At 69.7% G+C, this 14735-nt stretch carries 13 protein-coding genes; 4 read left to right on the top strand and 9 right to left on the bottom strand.

Translation table 11 applies throughout. The features are described from left to right. Positions 1-80: 80 nt before the first annotated feature. A complete protein-coding gene (locus MOV08_RS02655; protein WP_275306010.1) occupies positions 81-608 on the bottom strand; it encodes a MepB family protein in 528 nt (175 codons plus the stop codon). Between the two features lie 181 nt (positions 609-789). On the opposite strand from MOV08_RS02655, the gene MOV08_RS02650 reads away from it, so the two are divergent. Continuing rightward, positions 790-1194, top strand: coding sequence for a VOC family protein (locus MOV08_RS02650; RefSeq protein ID WP_039629170.1), 405 nt, complete (start codon positions 790-792; stop codon positions 1192-1194). A gap of 238 nt (positions 1195-1432) precedes the next feature. Here MOV08_RS02650 and MOV08_RS02645 read toward each other — a convergent pair whose 3' ends face one another. Then, on the bottom strand, positions 1433-2698 hold the full coding sequence (locus MOV08_RS02645) for an IS701 family transposase (RefSeq protein ID WP_275305717.1): 1266 nt from the start codon (positions 2696-2698) through the stop codon (positions 1433-1435). 143 nt (positions 2699-2841) lie between these two features. On the opposite strand from MOV08_RS02645, the gene MOV08_RS02640 reads away from it, so the two are divergent. Continuing rightward, the gene (locus MOV08_RS02640) at positions 2842-3711 is read left to right on the top strand and encodes an alpha/beta hydrolase (protein WP_275311682.1); all 870 of its coding nucleotides are present in this window, start codon (positions 2842-2844) and stop codon (positions 3709-3711) included. Between the two features lie 131 nt (positions 3712-3842). Here the strand turns inward: MOV08_RS02640 and MOV08_RS02635 are convergent, their stop codons facing one another. Both MOV08_RS02635 and dnaE read right to left on the bottom strand, forming a co-directional pair. Further along, positions 3843-4202, bottom strand: coding sequence for a DUF6300 family protein (locus MOV08_RS02635; protein WP_275306008.1), 360 nt, complete (start codon positions 4200-4202; stop codon positions 3843-3845). Then, positions 4199-7795 (bottom strand): DNA polymerase III subunit alpha, encoded by a 3597-nt coding sequence (gene dnaE / locus MOV08_RS02630; protein WP_275306006.1) that lies wholly within the window; start codon positions 7793-7795, stop codon positions 4199-4201. The genes MOV08_RS02635 and dnaE overlap by 4 nt, the downstream gene beginning before the upstream one ends. Positions 7796-7811: 16 nt before the next feature. Between dnaE and MOV08_RS02625 the strand changes: the two genes are divergently transcribed. Both MOV08_RS02625 and MOV08_RS02620 read left to right on the top strand, forming a co-directional pair. Further along, complete coding sequence (locus MOV08_RS02625) at positions 7812-8024, top strand: hypothetical protein (protein ID WP_039629161.1); 213 nt, start codon at positions 7812-7814, stop codon at positions 8022-8024. Between the two features lie 78 nt (positions 8025-8102). Continuing rightward, positions 8103-9080 carry a LysR family transcriptional regulator gene (locus tag MOV08_RS02620; RefSeq protein ID WP_275306005.1) on the top strand — a complete coding sequence of 326 codons (978 nt, stop codon included), beginning with the start codon at positions 8103-8105 and terminating at the stop codon, positions 9078-9080. Between the two features lie 108 nt (positions 9081-9188). Here the strand turns inward: MOV08_RS02620 and MOV08_RS02615 are convergent, their stop codons facing one another. The 5 genes from MOV08_RS02615 to MOV08_RS02595 form a co-directional block, all read right to left on the bottom strand. Further along, positions 9189-10409, bottom strand: coding sequence for an erythromycin esterase family protein (locus MOV08_RS02615; protein ID WP_275306004.1), 1221 nt, complete (start codon positions 10407-10409; stop codon positions 9189-9191). Positions 10410-10543: 134 nt separating this feature from the next. Then, entirely contained in the window at positions 10544-10978 is a 435-nt protein-coding gene (locus MOV08_RS02610; RefSeq protein WP_275306002.1) for a S1 RNA-binding domain-containing protein, read from the bottom strand. A gap of 183 nt (positions 10979-11161) precedes the next feature. After that, on the bottom strand, positions 11162-12016 hold the full coding sequence (locus MOV08_RS02605; RefSeq protein WP_275306001.1) for a hypothetical protein: 855 nt from the start codon (positions 12014-12016) through the stop codon (positions 11162-11164). Positions 12017-12490: 474 nt separating this feature from the next. Next, positions 12491-13168, bottom strand: coding sequence for an ABC transporter ATP-binding protein (locus MOV08_RS02600; RefSeq protein ID WP_275306000.1), 678 nt, complete (start codon positions 13166-13168; stop codon positions 12491-12493). Position 13169: 1 nt separating this feature from the next. Then, on the bottom strand, positions 13170-14612 hold the full coding sequence (locus MOV08_RS02595) for an ABC transporter permease (protein ID WP_275305999.1): 1443 nt from the start codon (positions 14610-14612) through the stop codon (positions 13170-13172). Between the last annotated feature and the right edge of the window lie 123 nt (positions 14613-14735).

Below are 14735 nucleotides of genomic sequence, written 5' to 3'. Positions count from 1 at the left end.
GGGTACGGTGCGGCACGGTTCGCCGATGCTCGGGCCGGGCGCTGTCGAGGCGCGCCGGGCGACCTGGCCGCGGCGGGCCCCTACGGGTGGTACAGCGCGCGGGCGCGCGTCAGGTCGGCAGCCCCGCCCTGGTCGAGGTGGAAGAAGTAGTTCACCTGCCATGCCTGCGTGCTGCGGGCCTGCCGGTTGGTCGTGGTCACCCAGGGCGGATACACGCGGAAGCCGCGCTTCCCACCGGAACCGTCGCGGGAGACGATGCCGCGCTCGCACAGCACCTCGACCGGGAACACGAACTGCCCGAAGCCGTCGGCGTCGTGGCTGCTGATGACGAAGAGGTCCACGCCGTCGTCGGCGTCGAAGGGCCGGATCGGCCCCTCCACGGACCGCTGCCACACGGTGACGAACTGGCCCACCTTCGTCGGGGTGGTCTTACCCACGCGGAACCGGACCGAGCGGCCGTCGAGCGTGAAACCGCACGCCGCGTACTCGGCGCTCTCCGGTTCGGGCGCCGGCGGCGAGCAGGCGAAACCGCTCGCGTCGTACACCAACGCCTTCGCCGCCAGCAGATCAGCATGAAGCCCCGCCCACGGCGGCTGATTCGTCACCATGCCCTCATCCTGCCATCGCGACCGCGCGACGCCCGAGCGGCTCCCGCCCCGCGCCCCAGGCGCCATCCCGAGCCTGGGAACGCCACCTCCCCCGGTCGCCCGCATCCCATCCACCGGTCCCCGTCACACGAGGTCGACAATCCACCGACGCGGGGCCCGGAGCGGGGATACGATCGCCCCCATGGACGCCCTGTACCCCCGCCTGCTGGTCGAGGACTTCGACACCGCAGCGGGTTTCTGGACCGAAGCGCTCCGCGATCTGTTGGGCATCGAGCCCGTCAAGGTGCTGCCCGCTGCCGGCTACGCCAACTGGGACCTGGGCGGCGAGGCCGTCCTCGTGCTGTACGCGCGCACGGCCATCGCCCAGGCGATCGGCACCGGCGACCTGCCGTCGGCGGCGCCCGCGCAGGACTCCGCGATGCTCGTCCTGCGCGTCGACGACGTCGACGCAGCCACGCGCTGCCTGAGCGAGCACGGCGCCGCGGTCCTCGCCGAGCCCCAGGACCGCCCCGACTGGGGCCCCAACCTCCGCACCGCGCACATCAGGACGCCGGACGGCACGCTGGTGGAGCTGCAGTCCTACTAGGGCGTTTCTGACGGATCTCCGCGGCGTCGCGGCGTCTGGCACGCCCTCCCCCACGCCTTGAGGGCGCGGGGGAGGGCGTGCCAGGCACCGCTCCTTCTTCCACGGAGGTCCGTCAGAAGCGCCCTAGTAGTGCTTGGTCAGGTTGGTGTGGGTGTGGGTATGTCGCGGTGGCAGGTGGGGCAGGCGCCGGCCCAGGTTGCGAGGAGTGTCTGCATTTCGCGGATGACTGTGTAGAGGCTCAGGCCGGCGCCGTGTCTTTTGGGGATGTGGCCAGTCGTTGCAGGGTGCAGAAGGCGTGGGCTGCGGAGACGAGGGTGACGTGGTGGTGCCAGCCGTTCCAAGTGCGGCCCTCGAAGTGGGCCAGGCCCAGGGCCTGCTTCATCTCGCGGTAGTCGTGCTCGATCCTCCAGCGGAGCTTGGCCAGCCTCACCAGGGTGGTCAGCGGGAAGTCGGCGGGTAGGTCGGACAACCAGAACTGCACCGGCTCCGGCTCGGTGGTGGGCCATTCGGCCAGCAGCCAGCACTCCGGCAGCTCCGGCCCTTCGGTGGCCTGGCGAATCTCGCGTCCGGCGGGCCGGATCCGCAGGGCCACGAACCGTGAGTACATCCGTTTGAGGCCCAAGCGGCCCCGTCCGGGCCGGGAGCCCTCCCGCCACGACACCGGCCGCGCCGCCTTCCGGCCCACTGCGATCACCAGTTCTTTGACCGACCTGGGCTTGTCCGGGTACTTCGCCACCGGGGGACGTCCGTTCCCCTGGTAGGCCGGTGTCACCGGCACGGCATCGCCCAGGTGAGCCGACAGCGTGGTGGAGATCCCCACGACATAGTTCAGTCCGCGATCGTTAAGGCCGAGCCGGAACGCCGCGCAGTCGCCGTATCCGGCATCCGCGATGGCCAGCGGCACCTCGATTCCCCACGAGCGGGTCTCATCGAGCATGTCCAAGGCCAACTGCCACTTCTCCACATGCCCGACGTCGGCGGGGATGCCGCAGGCGCTACGCCGCGCAGTCTTGTCCGAGTCGGCCTTCGGCGAGGCGGGATCCCAGGTCTCGGGCAGGAACAGCCGCCAGTCCACGGCAGCGGAGGCGTGGTCGGACGCCAGGTGCAGCGAGACCCCGACCTGGCAGTTGGTGACCTTGCCTGCCGTGCCGGTGTACTGCGAAGACACGCATGCCGAGGCAGTCCCGTCTTTGAGGAATCCGGTGTCGTCGAAGATCGCAGCGGTCGGCCGGATGGCGGTTTCCATCTTCCAGGCGAGCTTGGCTCGGACATGGGACGGATCCCACGGGCTTGTGGTGATGAAGTGGGCCAGCGCCTGCCGATTGCCGTCGGCCCCAAGCCGGGCGGCCATGGGCTCCACCGACTTGCGTTTGCCGTCGGTCAGCAATCCCCGCAGGTAGACCTGCCCCCACCAACGCTGCCCATCCCTCGCGAAAGGCTCGAACACCTCAGCCGCGAATTCTTCCAACTCGCCACGAACAGCAGCGATTTCATCTGGCGTCACACTCCATCAACGCACGCAGCGCCAGAAGGACACGCACCACCAAGATCAACCTGACCAAGCACTACTAGTGCCGATGATCTTCGCCGAGTAGGGTGATCCGCCGGATACCGTCCCAGCTCAGGAAGCGAAGAGTGAGCAGACAGATGCAACCGACGTTCGTACTCGTGCATGGAGCCTTCGCGAACTCCTTCTCCTTCGCGCCGCTCCAGGCCGAACTCGGCCTTCTCGGGCACCGGTCGGTCGCCGTCGACCTGCCCGGCCACGGTTTCGGGGCGACCTACTCGCACGCCTATCAGGCACCCCAGGATCTCGAAGGTCTCGGTGCGGCGCCCGGTTCGCTCCAGGGCGTCACGCTCGCCGACAACGCCAGGCACCTGATCGGGATCCTGGAACGGGCCAAGGAGAACGGGCCGGTGATCCTGGTCTCGCACAGTCGCGGCGGTATCACCGCGACCGCTGCGGCCAACGCACGGCCGGACCTGATCGACCGCATCGTCTACGTCTCCGCCTGGTGCCCGGTCGACCTGGATGCCAACGACTACTACGCCGAGCCCGAGATGGCCACCGTCGACGCGGCTTCGCTGGCCCTGGCCCTGGCCGGCAACCCGGCTGAACTCGGCCTGCTCCGCGTCAACTTCCGCACCGCGGATCGCGACGCCCTCGCGGGGTTCAAGGCGGCCTTCCTCGCCGACGGCACCGACGAGGAGCTCCTGACCTTCCTGAACACCTTCCAGCCCGACGAGAACCTGGACGTCGGCACCTCCGCCGACCGGGCGCAGGCCGCGACCTGGGGCCGCATACCCAAGACCTTCGTGCGCCTGGCCGACGACGCGAGCCTGCCGCTCGCCCTTCAGGACCGGCTGATCCGCGAGGGCAACGCCCTGACGCCGGACAACCCCTACGACGTCCGCACCCTCGAAGGCAGCCACCTGAAGTGGCTGATCGACCCGGCGCCGGCGGCCCGCGTCCTCGGGGAACTCGCCGCGCTCACGGTCGAGTCGGTCCCCTCCTGAGCGGCGCCGGATGAGGTGCGCCGGCGGCTTCGGCGGCGCGACGGTGCGGTCACGGTGAGGGTGGCGGTGGCGGTGGCGAGGCGCGCGCATCCGCGCCCGTCGTGACGGGTCGCCACCGCGCCGTGGCCGGTTCAGAGTTCGCCGGCTCTCCAGAGGGCTTCCTCGGCGGCCAGTTCGGCCGGGTCCGGCGTCCGCTGGCGGATCGCCTCCAGCCAGGCGGGGACGAGCTCACCGAGGGCCGTGAGGTGTGCGGCGTCGAGGTGACGGACCTGCCCCAGCAGCGCGAGGAGACCGGCCGCGGCCGGATCGTCCGCGTCACAGGTGGGACAGAGGGCGGTCTCCTTGAAGCCGGTGACGGCGGCTCCGGCCCGGTTCTCCCAGGAGTGTCGATAGCGGGCGCTCAGGAGCACTGCCGCTCCGCAGCGTTGGCAGGGCGGGAGTGCGGCGGTCCGCACGTCGATGAGGTGCACATGGCCGGTGGTGGAGGTCATGCCAGGCCCGCCCAGGCTTCGGCGCCGAAGGTGCCCTTGATGTCGGAGGCGATGGTGGCGGCGTTCACGGTGGCCCGCAGGGCGTAGACGGTGGTCCTTCGAGTGGTGCGGACGCTGAGGTGGACCGGTGTGTCACCGGGGTGTGCGATGAGGATCCGGGTGAGTTCGGCGACGGACCGGGTGGTGATCCGGTGGGCGGGGAGGGCGAGGCGGACCGGCGGCCTGCCGCCGTGTTCGGCCGCGGAGACATCGAGCACACCGAGCTCCTTGCCGTGGAGGTTCAGGGTGCCGTCGCGGTCCTCGATCCGGCCCCGGACGGTGATGACGTTGTCCTCGGCCAGTGCGTGCTGGACGAGTCGGTAGACGGCGGGGAAGAAGAGGACGTCGAGGCTGGCGTCGCGGTCGGCGAGAGTGATGATCGCCCAGGGGTTGCCCTTCTTGGTCACCTTGTGCTGGAGGTCGGCGATCAGGCCGCTCAGCCGCACCTCGCCGGTGGTGCGGCCGGAGACGAGGAGGTCGGCGACGGAGCAGTCGCGGGCGGCGGCGAGGAGGTGTTCGGCGCCGTCCAGGGGGTGTGCGGAGACGTAGAGGCCCAGCATCTCCCGTTCGGTGGACAGCAGTTGCCGGCGTGACCACTCGGTGTCGTCGAGGGGGAGGTCGAGGCCGAAGGCGGGCGGGGCGTCGTCCGCGGTGGCGAGATCGGCGAAGAGGTCGTGCTGGCCGAAGCCGGCGGCCTTCTTCACCGGGACGACCACGTCGATGGCGGCCTCGTGCGCGGCGGTGAGGCCCTTGCGGGTGTGGCCCAGGGAGTCGAAGGCGCCCGCCTTGATCAGGGATTCGACGGCCCGTTTGTTGAGGGCGGGCAGCTCGACCTTGTGCAGGAAGTCGGCGAACGAGGTGAAGCGCCCCTTGCGGCGCCGGGCGTCGACGACGGCCTCGATGACGCTGTCGCCGACATTGCGCACGGAACGCAGCCCGAACCGGACGTCGTCGCCGACGGCGGTGAACTCGGCGGTCGAGGCGTTGACGTCGGGCGGCAGGACGCGGACGCGGTTGCGGCGGGCATCGGCGAGGTAGAGAGCGGCCTTGTCCTTGTCGTCGCCGACCGAGGTGAGCAGGGCGGCCATGAACTCGGCCGGGTAGTTGGCCTTGAGGTAGGCGGTCCAGTACGAGACCAGGCCGTAGCCGGCGGTGTGGGACTTGTTGAAGGCGTAGCCGGAGAACGGCAGCATCACGTCCCACAGGGCCTTGATCGCCTCGTCGGAGTAACCGCCTGCCTGCATACCGGTCTGGAACCTCTCCCACTCGGCGGCCAGGACCTCCGGTTTCTTCTTTCCCATCGCGCGGCGGAGCATGTCGGCGCCGCCCAGGGTGTAGCCGGCCAACTGGCGGGCGATGGCCATGATCTGCTCCTGATAGACGAGCAGATGGTGGGTGGAGCCGAGGATCGGGTCCAGCGCCTGCCGGAGTTCCGGGTGGATCGGAGTGGGGTCCTGCTTGCCGTTCTGGCGCAGGGCGTAGTTGGTGTGGGCGTTGGCGGCCATCGGGCCGGGCCGGTACAGGGCGTTGGCCGCGGCGATGTCCTCGAACCGGGTGGGCTCCATCAGCTTGAGCAGGGCGCGCATGCCGCCGCTGTCCAGTTGGAAGACACCCAGGGTGTTGGCCTCGGCCAGCAGGTGGTAGGTCCTGGCGTCGTCGAGCGGGATGACGACGTCGGACGTGTCCGGCGTGTCGGGGGCCACGGTGGCCAGGCGGATGCCGCGGTTGGCGCGGATGTTCTCGATGGCGTGGTCGATCACGCCCAGGTTGCGCAGCCCGAGGAAGTCCATCTTGATCAGGCCCATCGCCTCGCACGACGGGTAGTCGAATCCGGTGATCCGCGCGCCGTCGGCGGCCCGCATGTGCAGGGGGATGCGGTCGGTGAGCCTGGTCTTGGACAGGATCACCGCGGCGGCGTGCACCCCGGTGCCGCGGGTGAGGCCCTCCACCCCGCGCGCGGTGTCGATCACCCGCTGCACGTCCGGCTCGCGCTCGTACATCTGCCGGATCTCACCGGCCTCCGCATACCGGGGGTGGGACGGGTCGAAGATCGCGCCGAGCGGGGCGGACTTGCCGTTCTGGTCGGGCGGCAGCGCCTTGGTGATCCGCTCGCCGTGCGCGTACGGGTAGCCCAGGATGCGCGAGGAGTCCTTGATCGCGTTCTTGGCCTTGATCTTGCCGAAGGTGTTCACCAGGGCCGTGTACTCGTCGCCGTACTTCTCGATGACGTAGCGGACCATGCGGTCGCGTTGACGGTCGTCGAAGTCGAGGTCGACGTCCGGGGGGTTGACGCGTTCGGGGTTGAGGAACCGTTCGAACAGCAGGCCGTGCTCCAACGGGCACAGCTCGGTGATGCGCGTGGCGTAGGCGACGATGGATCCGGTGGCCGAGCCGCGCCCCGGACCGAGGGGGATCCTGCTGTCGCGGGCGAAGCGGCAGATGTCCGCCACCACCAGGAAGTAGGAGCTGAAGCCCATCGGGCCGATGACCGCCATCTCGGTCTCGAAGCGGTCCAGTACGTGCTGCGGGACCGGGTCGCCGTAGCGGGCCGCCAAGCCCCTGAGCACCTCCTTGCGCAACCACGACTCCTGGGTCTCCCCGTCGGGCACGTCCGGGTACTGCGGCATCTCGTCGACGTGGTCGAAGACGTCGCCGTACGGCTCGATCCGCTCGGCGATCAACAGCGTGTTGTCGCACGCCTGCGGCAGCTCGGCGAAGAGGGCGCGCATCTGCGCGGGCGACTTGAGGTAGTAGCCGGAGCCGTTGAAGCGGAAGCGGCCCGGGGCGTCCTTGTTCTTGCCGACGCCGATGCACAGCAGGTTGTCGTGGGCGTCGGCCTGGTCCTCGGTGACGTAGTGCGCGTCGTTGGTGGCCAGCAGCGGGATGTCCAACTCCCGGGCCAGGCGCAGCAGTCCGTCGCGGACGTCCCGCTCGATGGCCAGGCCGTGGTCCATCAGCTCCAGGAAGTAGTTCTCCCGGCCGAAGATGTCCTGGTAGGCCGCGGCGGTGGCCCTCGCCTCGGCGTACTGCTCCAGCCGCAGCCGGGTCTGGATCTCCCCGGAGGGGCAGCCGGTCGTGGCGATGATGCCCTCCGGCCGCTCGGCGATCAGTTCACGGTCCATCCGCGGCTTGCCCGCCGGGAACTGCCCCTGGTAACTGGCCTGTGTGCCGAGCCAGAACAGGTTCCGCAGGCCCCGCGCGGTCCGCGCCCACATGGTCATGTGCGTGAAACGTCCGCCGCCGGAGACGTCCTTGGAGCCCTCGCCGTCGTCGCCCGCGGCGCGGCGCCCGCCCGGGCCCCAGAACTCCCGCTTGCGGGCGAACCGGGACGAGGGCGCCACATACGCCTCGATCCCGATGATCGGCCTGATGCCGTCGAAGTCCTTCGCGACCTGCGCGAACTCATAGGCCCCGAACATGTTCCCGTGGTCGCTCATGGCGATCGCGGGCATCCCCTGTCGCGCCACTTCACCGAACATCGGCCGCAGCTTCTGGGCGCCGTCCAGCATCGAGTACGCGGTGTGGTTGTGCAGGTGCACAAAGGAATCGGGCACGGGTGTGCCACCTCCAATGACGGAACTGACAGGGCGGAGGCCCCACCGGGACGGCGGTGCCGCGACGGTGGCCTCGCCGAGGGCCGCGGCCGACCCGGTGCGGACGCTGCGGGCCGGCACGGGCCTGCGTCCAGGGGAGCGAGCTGGGGTGCGGCCGGGCGCCGGCAAGCAGCTGCCGCACCCGCTCGCGCTCGGCAAGGACAACCATCCGTTGACCCAGGTCATCTAAGTCAGCTCGAATCAGCGGATCAAACAACCGGAAAGCCGGCGAGCCCCAACCATTCCTTGTACCAGTAGGCTGCTTCGCGTGGACCTCAACGCTGTGCGTACCTTCGTCGCGGTCGCGGACACCGGCCAGTTCCAGAAGACCGCCGCCGACCTCTCACTCACCCAGCAGGCCGTCTCCAAGCGCATCGCCACGCTGGAGCAGGAACTCGGCGTGCGACTCTTCGACCGCACCGCGCGCGGTGTCGGCCTCACCATCGACGGCCAGGCATTCCTTCCGCACGCCCGCGCCCTGCTGCGGGCCGAAGAGCGCGCGGCCGCATCCGTGCGCCCGGGAAGCCGGGCCTTGCGCGTCGACGTCATCGGCCGCCGGGTCGGCCCGGCCGGGCTGCTGCGGGAGTTCCACCGCGCGAACCCCGAGCGGGAACTCGACGTGGTGACCCTCTTCGACGTCGATCGGGCCATCGCGGCCCTCCAGGCAGGCACCATCGACGTCACCTTCCGCGCCGTGACCATGCCGGGCAGCCAGCTCCCCGAGGGCATCGAGAGCGTCCCGGTCTTCGACGAGGCCCTGCAGCTGTGCGTCGGCCCGGCACACCCCCTCGCCAACGCCAGTGCCGTCAGCCCCGGCCAACTCGCCGGACAGCGCATCTGGATGCCGGGCAACGCCCCGGGCACCGAATGGGCCGCCTACTACGACGCGTTCGCCGACACCTTCGGCGTCACCATCGACACCATCGGCCCCAACTTCGGCGTCGAGGCACTCCTTGAGGCCATTGCCGCCTCCGACTCGTTGGGCACCTTCTTCGGCGAACGGACTCCGCTCGTCTGGCCCGTCGGCCAGGACCTACGGCGCGTTCCCCTGCGCGAGCCCACCCCGGTCTATCCGCACTCCCTGCTCTGGCGCACCGACGATCCGCACCCCACGCTCGCCGCCCTCCGCGACTACCTCGCCGCCGTACGCCCCCACAGCCCCGACGCACCGACCTGGGTACCGGCATGGGCGCAGCACGCCCGCCGCGCCGCTACGCCCGGACACGAGCGCCCGGACACGACCTAGCCGTGTCGCCGTCACCATCGGGCCCGGCCAAGAGGCGAAGGCCGGGACGCCTCGGATGCCTTCCGCGCATCCGGGGCGTCCCGGCCGTAGGGGGTGTTGGGGACTGCCCTAGCCCTTCGGCGTGCCCGGGAGGTCCTTGATGAACACGATCCCGTCGATTCCGGTCAGGTGGGACGGGTCAAGTGGGGCGTAGCCGAAGTAGGGGGACACGCGGGGGGCGGGCCGCGGGTCGCCGAGGGCGGCGGCCAGGTGGGGGGCGTCGACGACGTAGCGGTCCTCCGGGAGCGCGTACAGGCGCCCTTCGACGGTGTCCGGCGCCGGGGTGTCCACGCCCTGGTGCCGGATGGTGCCGAGGGCCGTGGCGATGAAGGCGTACCCGTCGCCGAGCCGGGCGTTCACCAACGCACCGGCGCTCCACCACTCCACCGGTCCCTGCCACATCTGCATCGAGCTCTTCTCCCGCTGGAGATGGGAGTTGTGGGCGTGGAGGAGTACCGGGCCCCGTGCGGCGAGGGCCAGGAGGTTGTGGGCCATCATCAGATCCCGCAGCGCGCAGAGCCGGGTCATGCGCATCGGTGAGGTGTCGGCCATCCGGAAGTGGTAGCGCAGCAGACCGGTCGCGGTGCGCCCGTACAGGCACGCGCGGTCCCAGTCATCCCGCGGGGTCGCCGCGGTCAGATGCGGGGCCTGCTCGTCGAGCAGTGTCACCAGATCGTCGGCGAGCAGCCGCAACTCCCTGGCCTCGGCCGACTGTCCCATCGACTGGGCCGGGTCCATCATCGCGGCGGAATCGGTCCACCGGTCGTCGGTGCCGAGCAGGCGGTCGAGCGTCTCCGCGGTGCAGGGAAGCAGGTCCGGGTCCACCCGGGCCGCGAGGTAGTCGTGCAGTGCGGTGAGGGCCTGCCGGGGGCTCGCGGCGCCGGTGATCTCCAGCGGGCCGTCGAAACCGGCGAAGCGGAGCTGTTCGGACGCGGGCCGGCCGTCGTTGTACGCCCGCATCCACCGCACGAGCTCGCGGTTGGCCGCGGAGGTGCCCAACCCCAGGTCGGGGTGGCTGAATCCGTGCTTCATGACTTCGTCGAGGGTGCCCGTGCCCGAGGTGACGTAGTCGTCCACAACCAGGCCCATCAGACAGTCGCTCTCGATCGCGATCGTCCGGTAGCCCTCCTGCTCGACGAGCTGTCGGAAGAGTTCGTTGCGGATGTCGAGCAACGTGTCCTCGCCGTGGGTGGGCTCACCGAGGGCGAGCAGCCGCGGTCGGGTCGGGAGCAGCCGCATGACGGCGGCGGCATCGACGGCATGGGTGGTGTCTGTGATGTCGGAAGCCATGCCTTCGACGGTATCGTTGAAACTTCGGTTGAGACTTTTCCCTGAGAGCTGCGGTCAGATGGGGAAAAACCTTCAAAGGGGCTCGTGCACTCGCGCCGTCGTCGGCGGCTCGCTCTCGCCGACGAGTCGGCCCTTCAGCCGCTGACGAGTCGGCCCTTCATCGCGAGCGTCACCTGTCCCGAACGTGTCTCGGCCGTGATCACTTCAGCGGTGATCCGTTGGCTCGCTTCGACGACCTCCGAGGGATGGTCGATCCGCGACCACGTCAGGTCCGGCACCCGGATGAAGCCGGTGCACAGGCCGTCGGGCTCGCCATCGAGGTGGACGAAGACCCCGAAGCCGTGAACCCCCGCGACCGTCCCGGCGACGACCTGGCCTGGTTCCTTCGCGAGGAGGAAGGACCGCAGGGCCGGTATCTCGCATGCCTTGGCGGAGAGGTGGAGCTCGCCCCCCGCCCCACCGCCCGATCTCCTCGGCGTCGATCTCCTGGCCGACCTCGAAGAGCTCGGACGGGTTCGCCACGTGGCGCATCGACACTTCGTGGCGAGAGATCCGACCGCACTCGGCACGCTCCTGCGCGACGTCCACGAGCTTCACCAGCACGCCCGCCGCGTCGAACCCGATGACCCGCACCCTTCGCACGGGGCCCGGTCGGAGCTGGTCGAGCAGGGCCTGCAGGCGCGGGTCACGATCCGGTTCGGGCATGGCGGGAGCCTCCTCAGGCGTGTCCGGCGGGTCGGCGTTCGGGCAGATCAGGGTTTCCAGGGGAGGCGGAGGGCTTCGAGTCCGGGGGCGTCGAGGAGGGCTTCGATCAACGGGGTGGGGCCTGCGACCTTGGTGCCGTGGAGGTCGTAGTGGGTGTAGGTGACCCAAGTCCGGTCCACAGGCCAGATGTTGGAAGGGCTGTAGGCCCTCAGGTCGGGATGGTGGTAGAGGTCGTGGGCGTCACCCAGGCGGCCGGTGAGCACCGTGGGGACGTGGTAATAGAACATGTTCCGGCAGAAGTGGACCAGACAGCGGGTATCCGGGCCGTCCGGGCTGTACTCGACCAGCGCGTCGATCAGCTGGTGCCAGGTTTCCCAGTCGAGGCTGCCCTCGTTCGACCACAGGATGTTGTCCGGCTTCCTCCCCGTCCCAGTGCGGCATGAGTACAGCTGGTAGCGGTCGGGGTAGGAGCCTTCCTCGACGATCGGGTCGCCGACCCGTTCGGCCAGCTCGGACCAGCGCAGGCGCTGCCAGTGGGGCTTTGGAGGGACGGCCCAGTCCGTTTCGTCTTCGTCGTCCTCGTCACCGGTGCCTGCCGTGCCGGCCGCGGATTCTGTGTTGGACGGTGTGGCCGGGTGCCGCAGGTCCTCGTACATGGCGTGCAGGATCCAGGCACTGTCGGGGAGAGCCGGCGGTTCGAAGCCGAGGAGGCCGTCGTCGCCGGACAGCTCGGCCAGCCAGCGCGTCTCGGCCTCGGCGGAAACGCGCGTCCAGTTGGCGAACGCCGTGGCCTCCTCGGGAGTCAGGACCTGCACCGCCCTCTCGGCCTTGTCTTTCGCGAGGATGTCCCGCAGCACCGGGGGTACATCGTGTATGTCGGGAAAGCCGTAGATGTCTTGCATGCGATCATTCTCGCAAACCCTGAATCCACTCGGAGACGCTGTCGGTGAGCCGGGCTGTAGGGCTGGCCCATCGGGCGGGTCCGCCACGGAAACGCCGAATGCGTCGGCACACCACAACGAGGCCCAGACGGGCGGCAGTTCGGGGAGCGACGGCGAGTCGGCCCGCCAGGAAGGGGCGGCCGGGCCGGGCGAATCGTCCGAGGCCGGGGAGCCGACCGCCGGGACCACCGGGACCGACGAGGCCGCCAAAGGACGGCTCCTGCGGCGACTCCCACCACGAGCAGCACGACTTCACGATCCTGCCGGCGCACGGCAAGCCCGAGCGGCCGGGAAGGCCGGGCAGGCCCAGTGAGAGCGCCCGGCCCGGCGGTGGCCCGGGAGCGGCACTCTGAGACCGGTGGGCCGGGTCCCGACGCCGCTACTAGGCCCGGGCCCCGGCCACCCCAACGCCTGCGCGCCGGCCGGCGCGGCGCTTCAGTCCTGCGGCACCAGCTTGCCCCGTTTGAGATGCAGGACCTCGTCGCAGGCGTTCGCGACCTCCTTGGAGTGGGTCACCACGATCACGCATTTGCCGTCGTCGTGGGCCAGTTTCCGGAAGACCTCGACGATTCCGGCGGCCGTCTCGTGATCCAGGCTGCCGGTCGGCTCGTCCGCGAAGAGGATGTCGACCTCGCAGGCCAGCGCGCGGGCGATGGCGACCCGCTGCTGCTGGCCGCCGGAGAGCTGCAGGGTGCGCCGGGTGCGGTCGGCCGGTTCGATGCCGAGCAGATCGAGCAGTTCGTGGGCGCGTTCCCTCCTGCGCACCCCCCGCACGCCGGTGATCTCCATGGCGGAGGTGACGTTCTGGACGGCGTTCATGTAGGTGAGCAGGTTCAGGGACTGGAACACGGTGGCCGCGTGCCGGTTGCGATAGGTGCCCAGCCCCAGCTCCGCGATGTCGCGGCCGTGGAAGCGGACACTGCCGGTGGTGGGCGAGTCCAGGCCGCTGGCCAGGGACAGCAGGGTCGTCTTGCCGGATCCCGAGGGGCCCACGATCGCGTACATGCGGCCGGGCTCGAAGGCGTACGAAACGGACTTGAGGACGGTGCGGCGACGGTTGCCGCCGCTGTAGGTGCGGGTCAGATCGATGAGTTCGAGGAGCGGAGTGGTCACGTCAGTCGCCCTTCGTGAGGATGTCGCGCGGGTTCAGACGCAGTACGCGGGCGCCCGGGACGCAGGTGGCCAGGGCCGCGATGCCCAGTCCGGTGATGCCGACCTTGGCGATGTCTGCGGAGCCGAGCCGGACGTCCATCGCGTCGATGGGCTTGGCTTCGGGCTGGTCCTTCTTGGCCATGCCGGTGGGGTCGCTGGGGTCGCGCCGACCGGCCTCGTTCGCGGCTGCCTGGTTGGCGGTTGAGACCTCGCTCGCGAGGAGCCGGTCGCCGACGGCCTGGGAGAGGAACTGGCTGCACACGCCGGCGAGGCCGATCGCGAGTACCGCGCAGGCGACCACCTCGATCAGGTGTTGGCCGAGCAGCTTGGGTTTCTTCTCGCCGAGCGAGAGCAGGATGCCCAACTCGCCGCGGCGCTCGCGCAGGTTGGAGGCGACGATCAGGGCGAGGATGACGGTGCCGGCGACCGCGACCAGCCATACCGTGACGGTGGCGAAGTCGGCGGTCTTGGTGATGGGACCGACGAGGGTCTGATACTGCTTGTCGTTGATCGACAGCGGGAAGATCTCCAGATCGGCGCCTGCGGCCTCGGCGTCCTTCTTGAGGCGGTCCAGGTCCTTGGGGTCGTCGAGGGTGAAGGTGGCCTGCTTGAGCACGCCGTCCGCCCCCGTGCCCTTGCCGAGGAGCGTGCTCGCGCCGTCCGGCGTGGCGTAGATCTGGTTGGCGGGGTCCATCATCGCGGGAACGTAGGTGCCGGTGTCCGCGGTGCCGCTCCGGTAGATGCCGACGACCTTGAACGCGTATTCCCGGTCATCGGCCTGCTGGCCGGGTGCCGGCAACTCGCCCACCCTGAGTTTGGCCGTGTCGCCGACCTTGAGGCCGTTCCGCTTGGCCAGACGTTCCTCGATGACGATCTCGTCGCGTTTGCTGTGCGGGCCGATTCCGTGTCCGGCCACCAATGTGGCATCGCCGTTGCGGAAGGCCGCGACGGCGTTCAGATCGCGTATGCCGTCCACCTTGAACAGATCCGTGCCGCGCGAGTCCTGGCCGCGCGGTGCCGGGACCGGTTGGTAGAGCTCGGTGGACCCGGTGGGGAATGCACCGCTGTCCGTCGTGTAGTTGCACTGGCGCACCACGGACGACGCGCAGATCCTGTTGACCAGCGAGCGACGCAGATCACCGCGCGAACCGATGGTCCCGCCCCGTTGCCCCTCGGGATCGGTGCCGTTGTTCTTGCCCGAATTGATCAGGGCGTTCACATCGAGCTGCATGGTGGCCACGGCCCCCACACTCTTTTTGGCGCCGTCGGCCGCGCGGGCCGCCGCCGACTGGATCAGAAATCCGGACAGCACCAGAGTGCAGATCACGAAGAACAAGCCGACCAGCATCAATGTCGTGCCCGGACGGCCGGTCAGCCGCCACCACGCCCGTTTGAAGAGATTCATGCCCAGAAGGCTAGGGAGCGCCGGTTGTGAGCCGTGTTTGCGGAAATCCGCAGCGCACGAGCCCTCATATACGATTCAAATGCGGCGTCTGATAGACGTGACAGAGACACCGGGAAAGGCAAG

The organism is Streptomyces yunnanensis (assembly GCF_029011865.1).
GTDB lineage: Bacteria > Actinomycetota > Actinomycetes > Streptomycetales > Streptomycetaceae > Streptomyces > Streptomyces yunnanensis.
This window is presented reverse-complemented; position numbering and strand designations above follow the sequence as displayed.

Coding starts and splice junctions, on each gene's coding strand:
- MOV08_RS02655 (WP_275306010.1), bottom strand. CDS start 608: ATGGTGACGAATCAGCCGCCGTGGGCGGGGCTTCATGCTGATCTGCTG.
- MOV08_RS02650 (WP_039629170.1), top strand. CDS start 790: ATGGACGCCCTGTACCCCCGCCTGCTGGTCGAGGACTTCGACACCGCA.
- MOV08_RS02640 (WP_275311682.1), top strand. CDS start 2,842: ATGCAACCGACGTTCGTACTCGTGCATGGAGCCTTCGCGAACTCCTTC.
- MOV08_RS02635 (WP_275306008.1), bottom strand. CDS start 4,202: ATGACCTCCACCACCGGCCATGTGCACCTCATCGACGTGCGGACCGCC.
- MOV08_RS02625 (WP_039629161.1), top strand. CDS start 7,812: ATGACGGAACTGACAGGGCGGAGGCCCCACCGGGACGGCGGTGCCGCG.
- MOV08_RS02615 (WP_275306004.1), bottom strand. CDS start 10,409: ATGGCTTCCGACATCACAGACACCACCCATGCCGTCGATGCCGCCGCC.
- MOV08_RS02605 (WP_275306001.1), bottom strand. CDS start 12,016: ATGCAAGACATCTACGGCTTTCCCGACATACACGATGTACCCCCGGTG.
- MOV08_RS02595 (WP_275305999.1), bottom strand. CDS start 14,612: ATGAATCTCTTCAAACGGGCGTGGTGGCGGCTGACCGGCCGTCCGGGC.